This is a genomic window from Bdellovibrio sp. BCCA (assembly GCF_037996825.1).
Taxonomy (GTDB): Bacteria; Bdellovibrionota; Bdellovibrionia; order Bdellovibrionales; family Bdellovibrionaceae; genus Bdellovibrio.
Genome location: NZ_JBBNAC010000001.1, coordinates 2,231,785 through 2,255,136, shown reverse-complemented (window position 1 = coordinate 2,255,136; position 23,352 = coordinate 2,231,785). Strand labels below are relative to the sequence as shown.

18 protein-coding genes are annotated in these 23,352 nt (G+C 43.8%); 11 read left to right on the top strand and 7 right to left on the bottom strand.

Translation table 11 applies throughout. From position 1 onward, the window contains the following. Positions 1 to 17 precede the first annotated feature (17 nt). The gene (gene recG / locus AAAA78_RS11050; protein WP_340592106.1) at positions 18 to 2,105 is read left to right on the top strand and encodes an ATP-dependent DNA helicase RecG; all 2,088 of its coding nucleotides are present in this window, start codon (positions 18 to 20) and stop codon (positions 2,103 to 2,105) included. Between the two features lie 99 nt (positions 2,106 to 2,204). Then, entirely contained in the window at positions 2,205 to 4,709 is a 2,505-nt protein-coding gene (locus AAAA78_RS11045; protein WP_340592104.1) for a sialidase family protein, read from the top strand. Between the two features lie 57 nt (positions 4,710 to 4,766). On the opposite strand, the gene AAAA78_RS11040 is transcribed toward AAAA78_RS11045, so the two are convergent. The 4 genes from AAAA78_RS11040 to AAAA78_RS11025 form a co-directional block, all read right to left on the bottom strand. Continuing rightward, complete coding sequence (locus AAAA78_RS11040; protein WP_340592103.1) at positions 4,767 to 5,378, bottom strand: hypothetical protein; 612 nt, start codon at positions 5,376 to 5,378, stop codon at positions 4,767 to 4,769. A gap of 50 nt (positions 5,379 to 5,428) precedes the next feature. Then, positions 5,429 to 6,133 (bottom strand): hypothetical protein, encoded by a 705-nt coding sequence (locus tag AAAA78_RS11035; RefSeq protein WP_340592102.1) that lies wholly within the window; start codon positions 6,131 to 6,133, stop codon positions 5,429 to 5,431. Between the two features lie 210 nt (positions 6,134 to 6,343). Continuing rightward, on the bottom strand, positions 6,344 to 7,105 hold the full coding sequence (locus AAAA78_RS11030) for a hypothetical protein (protein ID WP_340592101.1): 762 nt from the start codon (positions 7,103 to 7,105) through the stop codon (positions 6,344 to 6,346). Next, positions 7,102 to 7,860, bottom strand: a complete 759-nt coding sequence (locus AAAA78_RS11025; protein ID WP_340592099.1) for a TIGR02147 family protein — start codon at positions 7,858 to 7,860, stop codon at positions 7,102 to 7,104. Before AAAA78_RS11025 ends, AAAA78_RS11030 begins: the two co-directional genes overlap by 4 nt. Before the next feature lie 289 nt (positions 7,861 to 8,149). Here AAAA78_RS11025 and AAAA78_RS11020 point away from each other — a divergent pair, with 289 nt between their 5' ends. From AAAA78_RS11020 to AAAA78_RS11010, 3 genes are all read left to right on the top strand, one after another. Beyond that, positions 8,150 to 8,422 (top strand): hypothetical protein, encoded by a 273-nt coding sequence (locus tag AAAA78_RS11020; protein ID WP_340592098.1) that lies wholly within the window; start codon positions 8,150 to 8,152, stop codon positions 8,420 to 8,422. Further along, entirely contained in the window at positions 8,415 to 15,971 is a 7,557-nt protein-coding gene (locus AAAA78_RS11015; protein ID WP_340592096.1) for a beta strand repeat-containing protein, read from the top strand. The genes AAAA78_RS11020 and AAAA78_RS11015 overlap by 8 nt, the downstream gene beginning before the upstream one ends. Before the next feature lie 475 nt (positions 15,972 to 16,446). Further along, positions 16,447 to 16,812, top strand: a complete 366-nt coding sequence (locus AAAA78_RS11010; RefSeq protein ID WP_340592095.1) for a hypothetical protein — start codon at positions 16,447 to 16,449, stop codon at positions 16,810 to 16,812. Positions 16,813 to 16,878: 66 nt separating this feature from the next. On the opposite strand, the gene AAAA78_RS11005 is transcribed toward AAAA78_RS11010, so the two are convergent. Then, positions 16,879 to 17,223, bottom strand: coding sequence for a hypothetical protein (locus AAAA78_RS11005; RefSeq protein WP_340592094.1), 345 nt, complete (start codon positions 17,221 to 17,223; stop codon positions 16,879 to 16,881). A 354-nt stretch (positions 17,224 to 17,577) separates the two neighbouring features. Here AAAA78_RS11005 and AAAA78_RS11000 point away from each other — a divergent pair, with 354 nt between their 5' ends. The 3 genes from AAAA78_RS11000 (at position 17,578) to AAAA78_RS10990 (ending at position 19,167) form a co-directional block, all read left to right on the top strand. Continuing rightward, positions 17,578 to 18,096: a hypothetical protein gene (locus AAAA78_RS11000; protein ID WP_340592092.1), complete on the top strand. Its 519-nt coding sequence runs from the start codon at positions 17,578 to 17,580 to the stop codon at positions 18,094 to 18,096. 29 nt (positions 18,097 to 18,125) lie between these two features. Next, complete coding sequence (locus AAAA78_RS10995) at positions 18,126 to 18,665, top strand: hypothetical protein (protein ID WP_340592091.1); 540 nt, start codon at positions 18,126 to 18,128, stop codon at positions 18,663 to 18,665. Positions 18,666 to 18,771: 106 nt separating this feature from the next. After that, positions 18,772 to 19,167 (top strand): hypothetical protein, encoded by a 396-nt coding sequence (locus AAAA78_RS10990; RefSeq protein ID WP_340592089.1) that lies wholly within the window; start codon positions 18,772 to 18,774, stop codon positions 19,165 to 19,167. A gap of 84 nt (positions 19,168 to 19,251) precedes the next feature. On the opposite strand, the gene AAAA78_RS10985 is transcribed toward AAAA78_RS10990, so the two are convergent. Continuing rightward, positions 19,252 to 20,874, bottom strand: coding sequence for a hypothetical protein (locus tag AAAA78_RS10985; protein ID WP_340592088.1), 1,623 nt, complete (start codon positions 20,872 to 20,874; stop codon positions 19,252 to 19,254). Between the two features lie 194 nt (positions 20,875 to 21,068). On the opposite strand from AAAA78_RS10985, the gene AAAA78_RS10980 reads away from it, so the two are divergent. After that, on the top strand, positions 21,069 to 21,512 hold the full coding sequence (locus AAAA78_RS10980; RefSeq protein ID WP_340592087.1) for a hypothetical protein: 444 nt from the start codon (positions 21,069 to 21,071) through the stop codon (positions 21,510 to 21,512). Positions 21,513 to 21,631: 119 nt separating this feature from the next. Here AAAA78_RS10980 and AAAA78_RS10975 read toward each other — a convergent pair whose 3' ends face one another. After that, complete coding sequence (locus tag AAAA78_RS10975; RefSeq protein WP_340592085.1) at positions 21,632 to 22,087, bottom strand: DUF4423 domain-containing protein; 456 nt, start codon at positions 22,085 to 22,087, stop codon at positions 21,632 to 21,634. Between the two features lie 629 nt (positions 22,088 to 22,716). Between AAAA78_RS10975 and AAAA78_RS10970 the strand changes: the two genes are divergently transcribed. Together AAAA78_RS10970 and AAAA78_RS10965 are read left to right on the top strand one after the other, a co-directional pair. Beyond that, complete coding sequence (locus AAAA78_RS10970; RefSeq protein ID WP_340592084.1) at positions 22,717 to 22,962, top strand: hypothetical protein; 246 nt, start codon at positions 22,717 to 22,719, stop codon at positions 22,960 to 22,962. Beyond that, positions 22,959 to 23,201, top strand: a complete 243-nt coding sequence (locus tag AAAA78_RS10965; RefSeq protein ID WP_340592083.1) for a hypothetical protein — start codon at positions 22,959 to 22,961, stop codon at positions 23,199 to 23,201. Before AAAA78_RS10970 ends, AAAA78_RS10965 begins: the two co-directional genes overlap by 4 nt. The last annotated feature ends 151 nt before the right edge of the window (positions 23,202 to 23,352 follow it).

Here is a 23,352-nt window from a genome sequence, read left to right as displayed (position 1 = left end):
CTGAATAATCGAAGGCGATGGCCCTTCGTCTAGACACCCAAATTCAGTACCTTAAAGGAGTCGGACCCAAGCTCGGAGATCTCTTCTCACGGAAGGGATTAAAGACATTGGGCGACCTTGTAGAGTTCTATCCTAGAGCGTACGAAGATCAAAGGGCGGCTCGTAACATCGCCAGTCTCAAACCGGACGATATTGTCAGTATCAAAGCTCAGGTTGTGGCGGTTCATAGTATCAATATGGGACGCTCGACACGAAAAATGTATGACGTCGTAGTGCGCGACTCTTCGGGTCAGATTCATTGCAAGTACTTCCGCGTTCCTTACAGAGGATACTTCGAGCGCTTTAAGCCCTTCACTGAAGTCCGCGTCGTCGGCAAAGTGACGGAGTATCGAGGACGCATCGAATTTCATCATCCGGACATTCGAGATATTGAACCTGACGAAGAAACTCAAGATGCGTTGATTCCGCTCTATACGGAAATCGAAGGTCTTGCGACGGCGAAAATCATGAAGCTGGTTCGTCAGGCTTTTGCGCAAATGGAAGAGTGGCCGCCGGAGGCTTTGCCGAAGTGGATTCTTGAAAAATATCAGCTTAAACCTCGCAAAGATGCACTTAAAGAAATCCATTTTCCCGATCCTAGCAGAGCTGCTGAATACGCTGAGTTTCGAAGTGCCGCCCAAAAAAGAATTATCTTTGATGAGTTTTTCTGGCTGGAGCTTTATTTAGCTTCTAAAAAAACAGGCTTTCAAAAAGAAGGCGCTCCGCAGATTCAAAACAAAGGCGAAAAACTCAAAGCCTTGGCAAAATCGCTGCCGTTTGAAATGACGAATGCTCAGAAAAGAGTCTTTGCAGAGATCAAAGCGGATCTTGAAAAATCTCATCCCATGCATCGTATGGTTCAAGGAGACGTGGGAAGTGGTAAAACTTTGGTGAGTTTCATGGCGGCGATCTATGCAGCAGAAAGCGGTTTTCAATCTTGCTTGATGGCTCCGACGGAGATTCTCGCTGAACAGCATTTTAAAAATGCTAAAAAGGTTTTAGAACCTTTAGGAATTCGCTTGGCGATGCTTGTGGGGAAAACCAAAGCGTCTGAAAAAAAACAAGTACTCGCAAGTCTTCAGGCGGGAGAAATCGATTTGATTATCGGAACGCATGCTTTGATTGAAGACGACGTGCAGTTTGCAAATCTAGGGCTTGTGATTATCGACGAACAACATCGCTTCGGTGTCGAGCAGCGTGGTGTTCTTAAAAACAAAGGAAATTCACCGCATTTCTTAGTGATGACCGCAACTCCGATTCCGAGAACTCTGGCAATGACGGTGTACGGAGATCTTGACGTTTCGATTATTGATGAAATGCCAGCAGGACGAAGTCCGATTCAAACCCGCGCGACTTATGAAAGCAAACGTCCGCAAGCCTTGCAGTTTATGCTAGAGCAATTGCAAAAAGGTCGACAAGCATACATCGTGTATCCTCTTGTTGAAGAGAGCGAAAAGATTGATTTAAAAGATGCGGTTTCCGAATACGAAAAATTGAAAACGCAGTTTCCGCAGGTCAAGTTCGGTCTTTTGCATGGAAAAATGAAGCCTGATGAAAAAGATCAGGTGATGACTCAATTCCGCAATCAAGAAATTCAAGTCTTGGTGTCAACAACCGTGATCGAAGTGGGAGTGGACGTACCCAACGCGAATATCATGATCATCGAACATGCTGAGCGCTTTGGTCTTTCGCAGCTTCATCAGTTGCGTGGCCGTGTGGGACGAGGGGAATACAAAAGCTTCTGTATTCTTATCGTGGGTTATGCCGTTTCTGAAGAAGGCCGTCAAAGAACAGAGATGATGGAAAAAACTTCGGACGGATTTAAAATTGCCGAGTTCGATTTAGAAATGCGTGGGCCCGGAGAATTTATGGGCACGCGCCAATCAGGACTTGCCGGATTTAAGATGGCAAATCTTGTGCGCGATATGCAGATCTTGCAAAATGCTCGCGAAGCGGCCTTTGAAGTTTTAAAGAAAGATCCCAAACTGAGTTACCAAGAAAATTCGGAGTTGCGCGCGGAACTTTTGCGCGAACACGGTCCTGCGGCTCTCGCTGGAATTGCATAAAAGCCCGCTATCTTTAGTATTTCGATTTGAGACGTTTTTTTCGAGGATTTCTTATTTTGGGCTCTAAATTAGTGTTCCAAAAGATCCGATAAATTAGTCATGATCAAGTCGACTTTTTGTACGTTTTGGGGACTGGCTCTTTTTTCTATCATGCTGACTTCAACAGGTTGCACGTTGGAAGCATTTCTTGAAAGAAGAGAATCATCTAAAAGTTTAGATGATGTGATTCCTCTTTCTATCACCATGGATGTCGGGTCTTCAAAAGCAATTGAACCTCTTGGCGGAACGCCTCCGTATACCTATAAAGCAGCGACATCAGGATTTTTGGATACTTCAACAGGCCTTTATTCAATTCCAACGAATGCTCAGTTAAATGATGAAGTTCTTGAAATTACCGACAGCACCGGAAAAACATTTGCAGTGACAGTCCATCGAAAAGGATTTCGTGAGTTCAGAAAAATCGACATGCCTCAGTCGGCACAGGATCAGAATTTTATCAGTGACGCCATTTGGTTGCCCTCGGGAAAAATTCTGGCGACGGCGGTCGGCAGTGATAATATGGGAGAGCGCTGGGCCACGTATCGAAGTTCTGACGATGGTATGACATGGAATCGAGTCGATCACTTCATGGGTTTTCACTATAACGGAGAGTCTCATCCACTGGCGATGGCAGCGAAGGGCAGCACGATTTTTGTTTGCGGTTATGCTTACCTCTATGATCAAGCGCCGACAGATCCTAATGCGGGATGGTTCGTAAGAAAATCCACCGATGAAGGAACAACGTGGGCCACGGCGGATGCTTGGTGGGAAACGGCGGGGTACGATCATGTTTGCTACGACATCGCCGTTTCTCCGACGACGGGTTTTATTTATGCTGTTGGATATGCACAGACGGCAGCTGGAATGAGCTGGATTATTCGCGAAAGTCAGAATGACGGAGCTACCTGGCAAACTATTTACCAAAGTGCCGCTATCTCTGCTTGGGATGTATCCGCTTATCAGATTGATGTATCTCCTTCGGGTGATCTTTTTGTTATGGGTAAGTCAGGCTCTCCGGCATATATGTATTTCTTAAAGGGGACTTTTAGTGGCGGCACATGGACTTGGACACCTGCAACCACAATTCCCGCAGTCTCCAATCTCGGAGATTATGAATTGCGTGGAACTCTGAAGGTTGTCGATAACAATACAGCTTATTACTCCTGCTCCGTCGGTGGCGTAGGAAGGGTTTATAAAACACTCGACGGTGGCGTTACTTGGACACAAGCTTATTCGGGACAAGGTCTTTTGCAAGGAATGACACGAACTTCTTCGGGTGTGTTCATTGCCACAGGCGGCAGCCGCGCCGCTAATCCCAATGATTGGAAAGTCGTTTCTTCTCCGGATGGAACATCATGGACGGCTGTGGATTTAGATGCGGCACTGTCGCCAACAAAAGATCCTTATGGATTGACGATTGTATCCGATCCATCGAGCAATAAAGTTCTCGCATTTTCATATAACGACAAAGGCTATCAATCGACAGTGGCATATTCACCGGATGCGGGAGGATCGTGGACTCTTCGCAGTGAAGTTCGTTTTGAATGGGCGTTCTGGAGTACAATTAGAAAATTAATTCGAGTATCGCCGACGACTCTGTACGCTATTTTGAATGCGGGTGACTTAGATGGCAATTGGCCGTGGGTCATCATCAAGAGTTCAGACAATGGAGTGACCTGGCAGGATTCAGATCGATTTACGACAGCGGGGAATGATCCCTATATAGAAGATTTGATTCAAGGGCATGATGGTGCCCTCTATGCCGTCGGCATAAAGAGTGGGAACAGGATTATTCGCCGTTCAACGGATGGAGTTTCGTGGACTGAAGTATATTCTGTTGTTCAAAATAACTATAATTCTGCATACCTCATAACCAATCAGACAAACGAAACATATCTAGCCTATCCTGATGGAACGGACGTTCGATTTCTGAAAACGACAGATGGCGTAACATGGAATCTGGTGCAAACCTTTGCACTTCCGGGGGGTATTGATGAAATTCGGGTGAATTCGTTAGCGGTGGATCAAGCAGGTCATATATATGCGGTTATTCTAGAGCGAATGGGAGCAACCGGAGATGTCGTGCTTTACCGGTCCGTGGATAGCGGGGGCTCTTGGTCCGAAGTCAAAAAAAGTGCGGTTCAGCCAAGTTTCTGGGACATGAAGACTGTCCTAAAGATGGCTCCATCAGGAGAAATATTCTTCCGTGATGGAATCGACTTGTTTCAATCCACAGACGATGGCGCCACTTGGAACATCTTTAGCAACGCCCCAAGCGGTATCTTGGATATCGGTTGGGCTGCCAGTCGAACATACTTTATGGTTAAAGACGTTATTCATAATATTGCCGTAGTCACGGAAGGAAATGTCCCCGGAAGTTGGATTGTCGTGGAAAGTCTTAAACAAAGGGAAGTAACCGGAGAAATCATCGGAGAATATGAAACGGATTTGGCGACAACAGAGTTTATAAATTTAAGTCCGACGGAATTATTGCTCAACTATACTTACAATGATGCCTATCTGGGCGCACGAGCTGTTTTTAGAGTTTTAGATACTTCTCAATAATCACTCTCTACGGCAAATGGCATAGAGTAAGAAACCTCCTCTATGCCATTGTAGTTCTTAGTTCACATTAGTTGCGATTTCATAAAATCTCATTTGTAAAACCTTAAGACCTTTATTGTCGTAGCTCCAAAAGTAATCTTGGAGTCGGTCGTCGAAAAGAGGATAGCGTTCTTCAACACCGTCGCCATCCAAATCCGCATATATGTACAAGAGCTGCTTAGTCACGTTTGTAAATGAAGACTTACCTGATTTTCTCACGGCCACAGTACTTAAAGTGCTGCACACTTCTTCACCTGTGAGTGGATCCGTCGCACAGGTAGAAACGCGCGCTTCTCCGCCGGGTTTTCCTAAAGCTCGCACAAAGACAGAATAGTTTGTGATGCCGTCGTTATCAGGATCTGGGTTCGGCAACTGAAACTTAGCAGCGCCGTCTGTACCATTGGCATCTAAGACTTGAAATTCAGAACCTTCTTGAAGAAGAATTTTGGCCGTTCCGTAAAGAGGCATGAAGATTCGATGGCCGTCATTAGTAGACAGGTCCGCCGACTTACCCTTGGAAACTCCGATGATGTTCAAGTTGTAGTGAGCTCCCGAAGGTGCACCGTTTCCGGCTAGCCCCACAGAACTCATCATTACGCAAATAAAGACCTTCACAATGGACTGACCCATTATTTCCCCCTTTTATTTATCGCTGATACTTAATGACTGATTTACGGTTCTTATTTAAGGCTGTAGTTTTTAATAACTGTGTTAGGTCCCTTGGCTGATTTAACCTGAGCATTGACCAGAGCGACCGTTGAGTTATTCATCTGAAGATCTTCAATTTCACCATTTACAATGATGATGTGGTTTTGGGTTCCTTTGATGTTTTCGATATGAGCAAAATCGCAAAGTATCAAAGTGGAGTTATTAATATGAATAGACTCTGCCAGCGCTCCTTCGTTTTGTGCTCGAACCACAACAGAGCTTCCGTAATTACCTTTGAGTGCCGTCACTTTTTGAACATCCACACTCACGCTTTCGTGGTTGAACTTAAGGTCCAAATCAGGGATGACTTCAAGAGGTGTTTCTGATTGGCAAGCACGAATGGCATCTGCAACTTCGTCATCTGGAATGTCAGCGGGAGCCGGATCCGTTGTTGATGGAGTAGGTTGGGATCCGACCTCTACTTCTGTGGAAGGATCTTCTTTGACACCATTGTCACCTTTACCTCCTCCATTATTAGGAGCGCTTGTGACTGGATCATTCCCGCTATCATTGACAGGATCGACTGCTACGGGTTCGGCGACTTGTACGGAATCAAGGGACAGTACTTTTTCATTTACTGCGATTCCGTTTGTTCCCAATTTTGAACAGTTCTGAAATCCGAAGAGAAGTGCTGGTACTATAATAATGATGGCAATTTGAGTTAATTTGATCTTCATCTTTCCCCCTTGAGCAACATGCAATTGTCTAATGCAAAATCGGTGCATGCTGCTTTTTACGGATCGACGCAAATATACGAAACTTTAGTTGTCGATTTATTAAATTTGCTAATTACCTTAACAGTCTTAAAACCGTTTTAAGGTGTTGCTCCGAAAATAAAGAAATAGGCCTGCCGTTGCTCCCAAATTTTTGGAAACAGCAGAGCTTATTTACTCCGTGCAAATTTTGAGAGGGTTTGCGCCCAACGATTTTAAAACGTCTAAAGTTGTCCACTTTACGAAAAGCTGATCTGGAGAGTTGAAGGCTGTTGCATCTAGATCTTGATATGATGTTTTTTGTTTCCAGCAATAATCTATATCCCATCCACTTTGCACTGCTTTCTTTACGAAAGTGCCGCAGCCTTTGAGTGCTGCAGAATGAATCAGGTAATTTAATTTCTTTGCGAATTTCAAAGTATTCATATCGAACGAATCAATACGGGACAAAGAACAGGTGTCAATGAGATCGTAGATCGTCGCGAGATCTTGACTTGAAGGTAAGATCTTAGCCATGAGTGCTCCGGAAAATTTATAATCGTGGTCAGAGAAACCAACTACAGGAAGCATTTCATGCAATACAAGTTGGATTTTTTGCTCTTCCGAAAATCCCTGCCAGAACTTTTGAGAAATAGTAATTCTTGGAGGAGAGAAGTAAGGATTGTTGATGGCACTGAGTTCTTTATCATTTAAAAATACAGAAGGAGCGGAAATAACGTCTAAATTTGATCTTTGCTTCTTTATTTCAATCAGTTGGACCTGCTCAATATCTTCTAATGATTTTGAATTCAGTATTTTAATAGTATTATCAAGGACTCTATAGAAGTCTGCGACAAATCCGTCGCCGCCGTTTGTTTCGGTGCCATTACGAATATAGGCGAAGGATGTTGTTGGAAGCAAAAAACTAAATAGTAAAGTTAAGATTATTTTCTTCATAATACCACCGGATAGAGAGCTAAGCTAACATTATAAAGTTGATCACGCTTCGTACGCTTTTCAGAAATTCCATTAATGCGTGCTCGCGCGCGCTTTAAGATGGCCTTTATGGCGTTTAAATCCTTTTCCGAGACCGGAATCGTGAGGGTGCTGTGATCTCTCAGTTCAAAAGGAACTAAATCGATAGCGTCATGGGCTTTTTTTAAAAATTCTTTTTGCAAGTTTTTCCTTTTCTCACTTGTGAACCCAAGGGGTACTGTTGAAAAGGATTTATACAAAACTTCAAATTGATCTCCGACAATGCGGACGGCGCCTATTCCAATCAGTTGATTAATCACTTCATTGAGTTGAATGAGAGAAACACCCAGTGATTCGGCAAGAGCCGGTGTTTGACGAGTGCTTCTAAATTGAAGCAAGTTCAGTGATTCCATCGTGTGAATGTGGAGAATATCAAAGTAGGTTTCGAACTCTTGGACAGAAAATGACTGCATTCCATTTTTCTTGCTTGGTCTGGAAGAATTTTTTCTACGGTTTTCAAGCTCATTTAAAATATCGGTTTGAACGGTTGCTGGGGTGTTTAAATTTTTTAAAAGTGTCACCGCCGTTGCATGGGTCGCCAAACGCTTATTGGTCATGATGCGAAGAAGAGCACCAGCTTCGATATTCAAACTTTTTGCGAATGCTCTTAGGCTGTATCTTGTATTCTTGCTTTTTCTTTTTTCGAATTCGCTTTTTAAAAGTACCGATAAATCCATGTAAGCCTATTCATTACGGAAATGAGAATTTGTCAAATTACCTGGCTGCTTTTCTATCTAGGAATAATGAACTGTTGCAAGTTCTTTATTTAGAGATACGAATCTATTATGTTGCTGGAAAAATTTATAGCAACATCATGAGAGCTGTTTTCTAGGCCGTTCGTGGGAGACCTTTGCTTCCAGTTTTTAAACGCAACAAAATTTGGTTTCAAGCCCGTCAGAATATTTAAGATCATCTCATATAAATCCGAACGGTTAAGGTGTCATTACCGAACGTAGGTGGATTTAGATGAAAAGAACAGCTTTAAAAATTATGACTCTATTTCTATCAGCTCAAGGGCTCCTTTTATCTGGATGCGGCCTTGATGCTTCCATCTCGAATTTAAGTAAAACAGCAGAAGAAAGTGACCACAAACAAACTAAAAGTGGTCAAGCGGAGATGACTCAGACCGAATTCATTACGACGGCTTCAGGGTACAAGATTCAAGGAACCTGGAACGAATTAGCGCAAAAAAAGAAATTGGCGAATGGATATCAAGTGGAGGGAGTCTTTTATGAATAACTTCATTTGGAGTTTTTTGGTCGTCCTTGTCGCCCTATTTCCTCAGTATGTCTACGCTCAGACTCATAAGGGCATGACGTTTCAGGCTTATATTAAACAACCTAATGGCAATCCGTTGAGTGTCACTGGAGTCCCGCTTCGACTCCAAGTATTGTCTCCCAATGATTGTATTTTGTATGACGAGACTCATGCCAGCATAAATGTGACGGAAGGGTATTTGAACTTGGTCGTGGGCGGGGGAGCTCGCAGTGCCGGAGATCCAGGTTTTACGATGGGCTCGGTGTTCAATAATAAAACGTCTAAACCTAATTTAAACTCCGTTTCTGGAGGAGTAGGAACTTGTACGTATACTCCGACAGCCGGTGAGCAGGATGGCAGACGCCTTCGCCTTATTTTTAATGCTTATTCCGACACAATCGACGTGGACTTTAATATTCGCGCTACGGCGTTTGCTATTGAATCGGAAAGGCTCGAGGGGAAATCGGCGAGTGAGTTTATTCAAACATCACCGAAAATCAGCCAGGCGTTGCTTGAAGATTATTTCGATAAAGTGATCACATCCACAAACCAAGGTATTGTATGGAATGGAAGTGGATTCACTTCATATGATCCTAAAGATGGCGCAAGTCTTACAAATGTTCCTTGGAGTGCACTGACAAGCGTGCCTTCACCCATTTCGGGAATTGCGGGGCTTAATTGTGCCAACAACGAAATTTTAAAATGGAATGGTTCTGCTTGGGCTTGTGCTACCGATAACGCGGGTGTCGGGACGGTGACTTCAGTCACCGCACAATCGCCACTAAACAGCAGTGGCGGAGGAACGCCTGTTATTTCTCTTAGTGCAGGCGCTGTAGCTGGACAGACACTTCGCTGGGATGGCAGTGCTTGGGTCGCTCAAAAAATGAATTATACAGACATGACGAACGCCAATTCGACAAGTCCTTGGCCTGCATCTTCTTGCGGGCTCAATGAGTTTTTAATATGGAGTTCTGCTTCTGATTCATTTGTTTGTTCTGCTTTGAGTGCGACGGGGGTTACAGCGGGAACTTATGGCTCGGCCAATACGATTCCGCAATTGCAAGTAGATGCTCAAGGCCGAGTTGTGGCTGTGACAGGCATTACTGTAAATGACACGACAAAGTTACCACTTTCGGGGGGAACTCTTTCTGGTGATATCAATATGTCGGGAAATAATCTGCTTTATACAGGTTACATCACGATGAATGCTGGAAAGTCCTTGCATCTTTCCAATAACGCTTCGGATCCGACAGGCTTAACTGCCGCAGATGCGGGAAAGATCTGGTACAATTCAACGACCAACACCGTTAAATATTGGGACGGAAGTTCTGCGAAAAACTTTATCGCAAAAACGTGCGCGGTGGGGGAGATCCTTAAGTACAACGGCACTGATTGGGTTTGCGGTACAGCTGACGTCGCTAATAATACGACCTTGAGCGATGGAAAAATTTGGATTGGTGATGGAACAAACAAAGCGCAAGAACAAAATCTAACTGGAGACGCCACACTTTCCAATGCTGGCGTTTTAACGCTTTCAAACTCCGGTGTCACGGCGGGAACTTATTCAAAAGTGACTGTCGATGCCAAAGGGCGGGTGACAGCCGGTGCGAATATTGGATCAGCGGATGTGATGACAGCTCTTGGATATACGCCATTAGACAAAGCCGGTGATGTCATGGCAGGTCCTTTGGGTTTAAATGCCGTAACATCGGACCCAACAGGTTTAGGTGCAGGCGACAACGGTAAAATGTGGTATCGCACTGATACCAATGAAATTAAATATTGGAATGGAACTGCGGCGATTGCATTAGGAGCGGCTGGCTCTGGTCTGCAAAGTATGAATGGTTTAAATGGATCAACACAGACATTCGCAACAGGTTCTACAGGTACTGATTTTGGTATTTCTTCTTCAGGAACAGTACATACGTTTAATTTGCCAAGTGCATCTAGCACAAACCGTGGTCTTTTAACTTCGTCGGATTGGTCGACATTTAATTCAAAGCTAGACGCAGTTTCTAACTCCGCGAATTTAGCTGATACTAAAATTTGGGTTGGTGACGGAGCGGGCAAGGCGCAAGAGGTTTCTCTTAGTGGAGATGCAACAATTTCCAATACAGGAGCCATGACCCTCGGAACTGGTGTTGTCACGTCGGGAAAAATTTTGGACGGAACTATTCTGGGTTCCGATTTGAATTTCACCGGTGTGAATACGGCGACATCAGGAATTGCGGTTGTTGATTCCACTGGAAAGTTTTTTAACTTTGCGTGTGCGACTACGGGGCATGTTCCTACATGGACCGCGACGGGTTTTGCGTGTCAGGCCCCGGTACCACTTTTGCCTTCATTAGCCAGTGGAAAAATTTGGATCGGTGATGGTACAAATGCAGCAACTGCCCAAACGATGTCAGGAGATGCTGCGATTGATAACGCGGGTGTTGTAACTGTAAATAATGTTCGTGTGGATCATGTGTCTTCAGCTGCAGGACAATATCTTTCTTATAAACCTAACAACATGGCTTGTGCGAATAACGAAATTTTAAAATGGAATGGCACAGGTTGGATTTGCGGAACTGATAATGCTGGAACAGGAACTGTGACTGGCGTTACGGCAACGGCGCCGCTTGCAAGTTCTGGAGGTGCAGCTCCTGTTATTTCTATTTCAAATGGTTCAACAACAGGACAAACGCTTCGTTGGAGTGGATCAGCATGGGTTGCTGCACAACTTGCAAATTCTGATATTACAGGTTTGGGTTCTTTGGCGACAAAAAATGCAGTAGATCTTGGAACTGCAGACGCAACAGGAACTTTGGCAGCGGCGCGTATGCCGGCTCTGACAGGAGATGTGACGTCAACAGCGGGATCATTGACGACAACGTTAGCAAACTCTGGTGTCACAGCGGGAACTTATTCCAAAGTCACAGTGGATACGAAAGGTCGTGTCACGACGGGGACGAATATTGGGTCGTCTGATGTGACGACAGCTTTAGGTTACACGCCACTCAATAAATCGGGTGACGTGATGACTGGCAGTATTGGTCTAGCTAATTATACGAATGCAACCGAAGGGACTCTTGTTGCTGGATATGGTGCTGGAGATAAAGGTAAAACTTGGTTTAATACGACAACAGGCCAAGTGAAATACTGGGATGGAGCCGCCGTAAAAGCTTTAGGTATCTCTGGTGCTGGTTTGACGTCTCTTGGTGGGCAAACAGGTTCAACACAAGGATTTGCAATTGGAACAACAGGACCTTCTCCTGGATGGTCTTCAGCATCTGACACTCATACTTTGAATATTCCCATGGCGTCGACTGCAGGAACGACGGCCGGTCTTTTAAGTAAAACAGATTACGACGCGTTTAATACGAAACAACCTGCAGGAAATTATCTCACGGCATTGACGGGTGATGTAACTGCGACGGGTCCTGGATCCGTTGCCGGGACGATTGCTGCGAATGCTGTGACATCGGGAAAAATTTTAGATGGTACTATCGTTGGTGCGGATCTAAATTACAGCGGAGTCAATACTGCCACATCTGGGTTGGTTATCAAAGACAGCACAGGAAAGTTTTTTGATTTCGCTTGCGGAACGACTGGTAATGTAGCCACATGGACAGCAACAGGTTGGGCGTGTCAGGCACCAACGCCACTTCTACCTTCACTTGCTAACGGAAAAATCTGGATTGGTGATGGAACGAATGCAGCAGTTGCACAAACAATGTCAGGTGATGCGACGATTTCAAATACGGGCGCCCTGACACTCGCAAACTCGGGTGTAACTGCAGGAACTTATTCCAAAGTCACAGTGGATGCAAAAGGTCGTGTCACGACGGGGGCCAATATTGGTTCTTCCGATGTAACAACGGCTTTAGGTTTTACTCCCGTGAATATCGCCGGAGACACGATGACAGGAGATTTAACGTTCAGTGCAACGAAAGGTATCAAGTTAAAAGATACTACGGGTCCTGAAAGTGTCTATATTAAATCGCCTGGGACATTAACGGCTGCTTATACACTGACATTGCCAACAAATCCTCCAACTGCAAATCAAATGCTTCAGTCGGATGCCTCAGGAAATCTCTCATGGATCTCTAGTGCTGGTGGTGTAACCAGTGTTACTGCGGGAGCACCGCTTTCCTCAAGCGGTGGTGCAACTCCGAATATCACAATTGCTCAGGCTACTACTTCAACGGATGGTTATCTTAGTTCAACGGATTGGAATACCTTTAATACAAAACAAGCTGGTGGCAATTACGTGACAGCCCTTACCGGTGATGTCACTGCTTCCGGTCCAGGCTCTGCAGCAGCGACAATTGCGGCGAACGCAGTAACAACAGGAAAAATTTTAGATGGAACTATTCTCGGTTCTGATTTGAATTTCACAGGTGTGAATACGGCGACAACTGGATTTGCCATGGTGGATAGTACGAACAAATTTTATGAATTTGCTTGCTCGACAGTAGGGCACGTTCCGACATGGACAGCAGCTGGTTTTGCGTGCCAGGCTCAGACGGCGCCAGGCGCATTGCAAACTTCCGGTGGCACAATGACGGGCATGCTGACGTTGGCAACTGGTACAACAACGCTTTCTCCGATGAGAATCCCTGCGGGAGCTTTGGTGACAACTCCAGTTAGTGGTAATATCGAAAGCAACGGAACAAATCTGTATTGGACAAATAGCACGCCAGCAAGGCAAAGAGTTGTAAGTTATCCCGACGCCAATGCGGCGAACGGCCAACTTCTTATTGGTAACGGAACTGGCTTCTCTTTAGCTAACATCACAGCAGGTTCCGGAATTACAGTGACGAACTCTTCCGGAGGAATCACGATTGCTGCTTCTGGTGGTGGCGGAACAGTGACCAATGTCACTGCGACTTTGCCATTAAGTTCAACTGGTGGCACAACTCCGGCAATCTCTCTAGCAGGCCTTTCATCGTTGGGTACTGCAAATCAGATGCTGGGAATGAACGCTGCTGGAACTGCTTATGAATATAAGACGGTTAACGGAACAGCTAATCAGATCACTGTTACGAATGCCGCAAATGCGATTACACTTTCCACTCCTCAGAATATTCATACAGCAGCAAGTCCGACGTTCACAGGTATGACTTTGTCTGGAATGAGTACGGCTGGTTTTGTGAAGAATACGGCAGCAGGTGTTCTCTCTGGTGGTAATTCTGTGAGCTTAACGACTGATGTTTCTGGCGCATTGCCAATCGCAAACGGTGGTACTGGTGCGACGACAGCTGTAGCAGCACAAACAAATTTAGGTCTTGGTACTGCGGCAACTAAAAACACAGGATCATCTTCAGGTACCGTTCCTTTGATCGGTGTGAGTGGGATTACGAACAACATGATGTGTACGTCAGATGGAACGGGATCAATTATCTGTAATACTGCGATTCCAAGCGCAGGAATCACAACTCTGACGGGAGATGTGACTGCTAGTGGATCTGGTTCCGTAGCGGCGACTATCTCTGCCGGTGCTGTGACAAATGCGAAGATGGCCAATATGGCTGCGAACACTTTAAAAGGAAACAACACGGGTTCTGCGGCAGCTCCAACAGATATTACGATCTCAAGTTTACAAGGGACGACGGCAACAACTTTTGCTGCGGGTAATGACTCGCGTATCACGGGAGCAGTTCAGAAAACTGGTGACACGATGACGGGCATGCTGACTTTAGCAGTCGGTTCCACCGCTCTTTCACCAATGAGGATTCCAGCTGGATCATTGGTCACAACTCCCGTTGGCGGAAATATTGAAAGCAATGGAACAAATCTTTATTGGACAAATAGCACTCCAGCAAGACAGAGAGTCGTAAGTTATCCTGACGCCAATGCCGCAAATGGACAGCTTTTGATTGGTAACGGAACAGGATTTTCTTTAGCCAATATCACAGCGGGTTCCGGAATTACGGTTACGAACTCTTCTGGAGGAATTACGATTGCGGCCTCTGGTGGTGGCGGAACTGTGACGAATGTTTCTAGTTTTAACACGGATATATCGGTTGCAACGCCTACGACAACTCCAGTTTTGACTTTGAATTCAGGAACTGCGGGTGGCGCAGGTGATGCAAATAAAATCGCGAAACTAGATGCGAGTGGATTGCTTGCGACAGCTATGATTCCTAGTCATGATACGAGTAAATTAACATCAGGCGTTTTACCAATCGCTCGTGGTGGAACAAACAACGGATCTCTTGGAGTTACTGCTGGTGGAATCTTGTATATGGATGGAAGTAAAGCCATGACAACAGCCGCAGGAACTTCAGGACAAGCATTGATTTCTGCAGGAGCAGCAGCGCCTGCCTTCGGAACGTTGGGGCTCGCGGGTGGTGGTACAGGAGCCACCACGGCTGTGGCAGCAAGATCCAATTTAGGTCTTGGTACTGCGGCAATTCAAAATACAGGAACAGCTTCCGGTAACGTACCTTTGATTGGTGTGAGCGGAATTACGAACAACTCAATGTGTACATCGGATGGAACAGGATCATTGATTTGTAATACGGCGATTCCGACGGGCACCGGTGATTTTAAATCAGATGGATCTGTTGCGATGACGGGACAGTTCAAAGCGGCTGCCGGGACGTCAACTCTTCCATCCATCACATTCTCCAGTCAAAACACCGATGGATTTTACTCGGTCGCGGCATCCAGTGTTGGCTTTTCTGCTGGTGGTGCCCAACGATTTGCGTTTACCAACATCGGAATTCAGGGCGTGGGAGGAACAGGCTCCGCTCTGATCAATTCCTCAGGCGTTGCAGTGACGACTCCACCTTATTCGTTTATTGGGGACACCCAGACAGGAATCTATCGTCCAGCGGCCTCGACAATAGGTTTTACCAACGGCGGGCTCGAAAAAATGCGTATCGATTCTTCCGGCAACGTCGGTATCGGAACAACGCCCTATGTAAACTCGCGTCTTCATGTCGCGAACTCTGGAACGGTTCGTACGACTATTGGTACAGGAGGAGCTGGGGCGACAAATTCAGCGGTTTTAGAAATCGTAACGTTGAACGGGAATACCACTGGTCTGGCAGATGCTACGTCCAAAGGTTGGGCTATTGAAGGTAAAGGCAACGCATACACGACAGCGGCTCAGCAAAACGATCTCAACTTTACATTTTATAATGGTGTTACACCTACGACCGCACTTTCCATGGATAGCGCAACCGGCAGTGTTGGTATCGGTACAACCACTCCAGTTTCGAAACTTCAAGTTTCCGGTGGATCTCTTACAACGGCTTATTCTGCGATATCAAGTCTGACGGTCGATTTCTCGACAGCCAACGTTATCGCAACGACAGCGGCTGCAGGTACATTGGTACTAAATAACATGCAAGATGGAACAAGTTATACGTTGATTGTTCAGAATACGGGAAGTTACACGCTCTCCGGTTCAAGCGTTACTACTTGGAGATGTGCACCAGCTTGCTCGGGTGGCGTGATTTCGAATACGTCAGGACATGTTTTGGTAACGATTCTGAAAGCGGGAACAACGGCTTACGTCAGCTATATCTCGGATATGTAGTATGAATAAATTTATTATTTCATTTTTTATTTTTTTCGGAATTGCAAACTTCGCATTGGCGGGAGGAGTCTTACCGACGGGTACATGGGCGATGCTCTTCCCGCAATTCAACTCGGAACGGGCAAGTAAACATGAATAAATATTTCTTGTGAGACAGTCCTGCAGATCAAATAAATCAAATATAACACGGCTTCCTTTTTGCTTTTTCTTAAAGGCACTAGTTTTACAAATGAGGTTTTATGAAATGATGATGTAAATTAAAAATGAAAGCAGACTCCATACGAGCTTAGAGGAACTGGCAGTTTCCTCTAAGCTGTTGCTTTTTTGATTTCATCGCAACACGAATGAAAATATCTTTTTCGTTTGTATTCCTGCAACTACAAATTTCTTAAGTGGTCTTTTTGCATCCTCCAAAATTAGGATCCCTCGCCAAGAGCATGTCGCTCAAAAAACAATTTAATCCTGGGAGGATTCTATGAAAAAGTTTGTATCAATAATGTTGATCTCATTGTCTTTATTTGGATCGTTGTGTTTGGCATCCACCGATTTAGCTCAGATAAATACGAATGAAGGAATTAGACTCGTACCGCTTCATGGAGATTGTGATCAAGTTCCGATGCCGACGAACGGTGGAATGACTTGCAACCCTGACAACGAAGGATGTCCGCCGTGGACCGAGCCAGTTGCAAAATACTGCTGGGGAGGCTGGGGAACAGGCTTCTATCGCTGTGGATTTGCTTGTCACAAAGTAGCTGATGGCGGTCATAATAATGATCGTGGCGGGCATGGCGGTCATAAAGGTGATCACGGTGGCCACGGCGATCATGGCGGACGAGATTAATCAATAAGAAACTCGAGATGGCAGCGAGAGGTTGGCGGTCATGTGAAAATGGCTTCTCGTTGCCGCTCACTTAGTAATTCGGCTCACGAATGACTTTTTGAGTAAATCCCTAAGTTCCTGGTCATCTATTGCCTCTCTAAATCTGCCATCAATACGTCGAAGACCCGTAATTTTTAGAAACGCGGGAAAATACTTTCCTTCAATGATCACCAAAGAAACATTTCGAGAGTTTGAAATATCATTGCAATTTCCCTCGGTAATCATCTGAAACCCGTTTGCGGAGAGTTTGTAAATCTGTCCAAGAAGAATGCCTCGGTCGAATTCGATGGCGGCTTCCAGTCTGACGGTTTGAGCTTGATCGTTCTTTTTTAAGATATTATTTAAAAGACGGGAAAGGAAATTGGAGTCCACGGAAGCCTCACAGTGTTTGCTAATATATCGGATATAATTAGAAACACTTGCTACATACTTTAATATTTCTCGTTGCTAGGAAGGTTATATTAAATTCTGTGACAGCGCTGTCATCACGATAAAAGCGACAGTTCAACGAATAAACAGAGTAAATTAGTTTTGATCTTCCATCGATGTTGCTAAATTTATCCAAAGCAACGATGTAAATAAAATAATTAATGTTATGCAATTTTGGGTATGTTGATGTAACAAGGGGCAACTCTCGCTCTTATTTTTTATCTGAGGAAAAAGTTTTTGGCATTTAGGTTGCAAACAGAGGCATGTATTCAATTATTCAAAAAACGGAGAATAAAAATGAAAACAATTTTAGCCTTTATGACTTTAACGCTTTTTACTCAAATTTCTTATGCGCATGGTTTGCCTGAAAAACTTGTCGGATCTTATCGAATCGAACCAAGTCAATGTCAGACTAATTATGACAATAAATATAATAAAAATATCGGCGTTCTTTCGATTTCCTATGCGGAGATAAATCATTTAGATATCACTCTTTCGAAAGAAGGTGAGCGAGATGTTTTGTTCATGCGCGATAGCGGTACTGAAAAGGCTTTGCCTCTGTCAGGAGAAGGTTACGAAGAGAAATATTATGCGAAGGCAAAGTATACCATTTCAGAAGGTTCTGTTGATTTCCAAGCGAAAGGTAAAGAACTTTCAACTTGCTCGGTAGAGTCAAACATCGGTCTAAGTTATCCGTGCATTAAAAAATGGAATGACCGAGTGGCTTTGTCTTTGAGTGAAGCAGGAGATTTGCTTATTCGCTGGTCTATTGATGGTCAAAAAAATGGCTACTGCCAATTGAAAAGAGTTAGATAGTTTTTGCACAACGAGCTGAAGGGGTAAAGATGAAGGGTTCGTATTTGGTATTGCTGGGGTTGTTGTTGGTTGGATTTTTTGCGCATGCGGAGGTTCAAACTGAGAAATTGCTTGATGGCTTGGCTGTCTATTGTAATGCTCAAGCAACCCCAGTTCCTGGAAATAAAGCGATCAAGGTGGAGTTGGTTTCAGAGAAGTCCACCGAAGAAAACAATGAAGCGACTTTAAAGGTGTCCGTTGTTAAATGTGAAGATTCTAAGTGGGTGGCGGATCACCTTCCAAATTCGGAAAGTTACGTGGCTCCCAATGGTTTGAAAGTAAATGTTACTTATAGCAACTACGAATTGATCTTCGTAAACAGCCGATATGAAGTTATTCTTCGTACAAGCTTGGAACAACTTAACACAGGTGTCGACCAGCAAGACTATTCAATGTCTGTGGCGAAAGCGAATGAGGATACACATGAACTCGAGGTCTTCGTTCAAGCAACGAAAACGGTAAAGGTAGAAAACGGCTATCAGTATTCTGAACCAACAAGATTCGGCGGCTTCCGTATTCGAGTGAAATAGGCTCCGAACTTACGAATCGTTGCTCGATCTCATCGGGGCAACATTTTAAATCGATCATAATCTAAATTTTGTTAAGAGGGCGAAGTCGTATCCGAAAAGATCGGGTATGAGACTTCGTCTTTATTCTATAGTTCTTATCATTGGTATTTGGTCATCTATTGCCGATTCAAGGTCTATGGTCGCTGATGATTTCTCGATAGAGGTGAAAGTGCTACAGAAGATCGCTCGCTGCGGTCGCTCTTGCGCTGAAGATCCGCTCTTTAGCGGTTTTAATCAAGCGCATCTGGATATGCTTCTATCCTGGTTTGATGAGCAAACTAAAATGAGCAATCCTGAAGTCTGTCCAAAATCTGAAACCGAATTTATTCCTGCCGAGATGCTTAAAAAAACCGAAACTGTATTGTGCTCGAAATCTAAAAAGGAATCTCTGGAAATGACCGTACTTTTTTTCATAAGTGAAAAGTATGGTAAGGTGATCCTTTTGAATTTTAAAGAGCCGTAGTAAACGGCCCGGCAATCCAGAAACTTAGTGTCCAATCTTTCTACAGTCAGATCTATCGGCATCTATCTAGATGTTATCTCTTCTTTATGGCTTGATCGAGGGATCGATTTCCAACGCTCGACGTTTTAGATCGGGATTCTGAATTTTCATATTCATGATCGTATAGGCAGACCGTTTCTGTTCAGCCGGGTTGGGAGACAAGAGTCCTTTAGCAATTAGCGAAATCGTTTCTGCATCTGGATTGCGGATTGACGCTAGGGCACTCATCGCGGCGGCTGCAATATTCAAATCTTCTGAATAAAGAAGTTTCGCAACATTTCTTTGTAAGGCCGGATCCGCTTTTAAATTTGGTGACAAGATCTTAAGTGCCGATGTCGTCGTGTCGGCGTCTTTGCTGTTAAGATGTTTAGTGATATTCGTAACGTAGTGAGGAGGTAACATCTGGGCCTTATTGTTTTGCCAGCATCCTAAGACCGTCAAAAATTTTGTATTATTAAACCATTCAGGCTTGATTTGAGACTCCGAAAAAATTGGGGGATTGTTGATATAACAAAGTGATCCGATGGTATCACCATTTAAACCTTTTTTTAACGAAAGAGACACTGTTTTAAAATATTCATCCTTCGCACTTTTTTCATCCATCCATCCCAGCGTTTGGGCTAAATTCACAAGAGGAAACTTGGTTTCAAGTACAGAGTTAAGTTGTGGCAAAAGGCTCAGCAATTCTTGCGATGCTTGTTTGTTATTGTGGATGCGCTCTAGAACCTGCCTTTCGTCGGAACTAAGACGGGAGAGATCTTTGTCTTTAAAGAACTCTTCGATAGCTAGAAAATGGTTTTTGCGATTTCCATCATTCAATAGTGATTCTACCGTTAACAGCTTTTCAAAATCAGATTTCTTGTCGTCAGAAAGACCGCATTCTTTCCTGGGACCCGGTGTAGCTCCCACACAAGAAGCGTAGGCCGTTCCTTTCATGGATGAGTTCCAAGGTCCGGAAAATTGAGTGCCGATCTTTCCTGTCTTTTCTATTTGAGAAACCACCTTTGCAGCCTCCAGCTGATTAAGACGTTCTGCATAGTTCGGGATTTTATTTAAATAAGAATTCAGAAAGGAGCTGACCGTTTTTCCAGAAGGACCTACAGAGTCAAATCCATAAATCTGCGGTACACCAGCAAAAACTTTCCGCATCGTAGTCTTAAAAGATTCTCCGACGGGGCTATAGCGAGCAGCAACAATTCGATTCATATAGCCTTCAGCGATACCGTCGTCCTGAAGAATGCGGCGATATTCAGCGGGAGTTCGACGATCCGCTTTTTTGTCAGCGAGAGTATTGCAGCCAAACAAATAGACCTCTTTGGGTTGAGACAGAATTCCCTCACACGTGCGACTACAAGCTTTCTTTTCGAGAGTCTTTAGAGACAACGTGAGGCTTGTGTCTTCGCCAAAGAAGGTTCCTCCAAAGTGTCCTGAGATGATGAGCGAATCACATTTCACGCCACTTTTACAGGCGTTATCGAACCAGTCGTTGGGATCTTTCAATCCGTTTTTAAAATCAGTAAGCTCAACAAATTTCAGATTTTCTTTTTCATACTTTCTTTTGAAAAGGCTTCGTTCGTGTTCAGAGTTGAGCGTAACGGTGCAAACAGTTCGTTGAGCCGAAGCTTTGTTAGAGAGCAAAATCAAAGAAAGAATTAAAAGTCTTTTCATAGGTGATGTATCGGATTGAGAGTGAATCTGCTTGAGAATTCATTGCTCCACAAAATGTTGCTTTTAATTTTCTAGCAACGTTAGCGGCACAATTTGTGAATTTACGAAGATCCCTTTGACAGAAGAAATGAACTCTGGTGTTGGTAAGCGCGGCACGACTTTCGCTTGTTTATTTTTAAATCAAAGGAGTTCCTATGAAAAAAATGAAAGTTATCTTAGTTAGCATTATCAGTATCTACGGAAGTTTGAGTATGGCTTTGTCTGCGCCGTTTGGTTCCGTGATCCAAGTGCCGGAAGGTTCATGTATTGCTTCGGTTGGCAAAGCCAGCTGTTTTGAGCAAGACAACGCATCAGCAGCTTGTGTGGCAAACATCTTGGTTCAAAATGAACAAGGAGTTGTTTCGCAAGTGGATTTGGGCTTGCAAGCAGGAGCAAATTTTTCACCAACTGAACCAAGAAATCCTTTCCGTGAAACGACGACGGCAGGAGCTATTGGCGCGACTCTTGAGTGGCCTTTCGCCGCTGTTGCCTATATTGGCGAAGAAGCTACGAAACATTTAGTATTAAAAAACAAAGTCGAAAAAGCTTATCAGCAATTGCTCTCTTCAGATGAGGTGGCGCAATTAAAGTGTCGCTAGAAATGACTTGAAGCCCGCGAAATGCGGGCTTTTATTTTTAAGACGTCCAAACGGTTCCACTAAGATTCCTTGTATTCATAAAATAGGTGGAATCAGCCTAAAATTTTTTGATCTCAAGTCTATTTGGAAACCGGTAAAATAGCAAAAAGCACTTGATATAACCGCTTATTCTCAAAAAGGTCCGAATCCATTTCTAAAGTCTTCTCGCGAATTCTTGCTTCAGTATCTTTCGTGTATTTATTGAAATCTTCTTCATTTAAGGCCACAAACCAGCTTCGGTGTTTTCGGGAAGGTTTTGGAAAGTTGATGGATAAAGAAGCTTGATGAAAACTTTTTCTGTAGAACTGTTCAAGTCCCATACTAGAAAAGTTGTCTGGTATTTTAATATTTTTGTGAGTGCTTGTGAATTGTCCATCGCATTCTTCAATAAGACCTAAAGTGCGTAGAATATCGAGTGCCTCAGTTATTTTTTCTGTTTCAACTTCTAGAGTATCTGCCAACTGTTCCTTTGTCTTTTTATAATCCTTAAACGTTAAAAGAGTCCTAATCATTAAAGCGACGGGATTCATCAGCATTTCATGATGATGTTCAATTTCGAACTGGTGGGGAGACTGCTTAATAAGTCGTATAAGTTCTTTACCAAGAACTATTTTCCTCTCATCGGTGCAGCTTTGGCTATAATAACAAAGAATTTCGAAAATTTTTTCTCATGATTATCAAGGCTCAAATTCACTTTGAGATTTTCTAAAAGTTTTGGACTGATGGGTCTTTTTCCTAAGGTTACAAATCGGATGTACGATTTATTTTTGAATCCTAGTTCTTGGGCCCATATCGAGTAAGAAAATTGCGTCTCGGTCCTTTTTCGATAAGCATAGTGATCTTGAAGAAATTGAAAAACATTGATGTAGTCGCTAACGATGGGTTTCATGCTCCCTATCGTTATCAGATTATTTTGATAGTGCAAGAGTAACCAACAAAGGGTACGCCTCTTTGTTTCTCCTTCAATTTGGCGTACGTGTTTAAACTGTAAAATCATTAGCTAGTTTATAAAGCTGTTTGGTGATTTTAAGTCTATGGCACGGCTCTTGAAGTCATAGCAAGTATACCGTCTGTTTCGAGTATGTCGATTGTTTCACCGAGATGCTTTGGTCGCGGATAAAAATATTAATTGTGAAATAAAAAGCAAAAAAATTAGGAGAATTTTATGAAAAAAATGATGATGGTAGTAATGATGGTTGCTTCAACAATTGCAAATTCAGCTTTCGCGGGAACGACACAAGTCGGCTCTAGTGGAAACTCTGTGATGAGTGAAGCTAAAGAGTTGTGCTGGATTTCTGATTCAGGATCAGTATTTATGAAAATGAAGGCCAAGCTGGATGCAAAAAATCCGAGCTTCAAATTCTGGGTTTGCGAGAAGTGGACGTTAAGACAGGAAAAGATCTTACTGTGAGAAAAAATCTTTCTATCAAACTTAACAAAATTCGCTTTGCTACGAAAGCGGACGATGAAAGTGTATATGGCACCGGTAAAAACAATGTTTTACTTTTTCCTAAAGACGGCCAAACTATTGACGGAGCAGAACTTGATAGTTCAATTCCTCTAATGCTTGTAAAGGTAAATCGCGACGTGGCGTTGTTTGGGCAAGGCGGCCTCATTGGAGGTACATCTCTTTGTAATGCAGATAGATAATAACGACCGCAAAGTTTTTGAAAAAGGTCTGAGCAAAAACTCAGACCTTTTTGCATTTTGCAGCACTGACTTAAAAGTTTCGACAGTGTTGCGGTTCGTAATCTAAGCAATGCATGTCGTATATCCTTTCCATCTACCGTAACCTTGCATC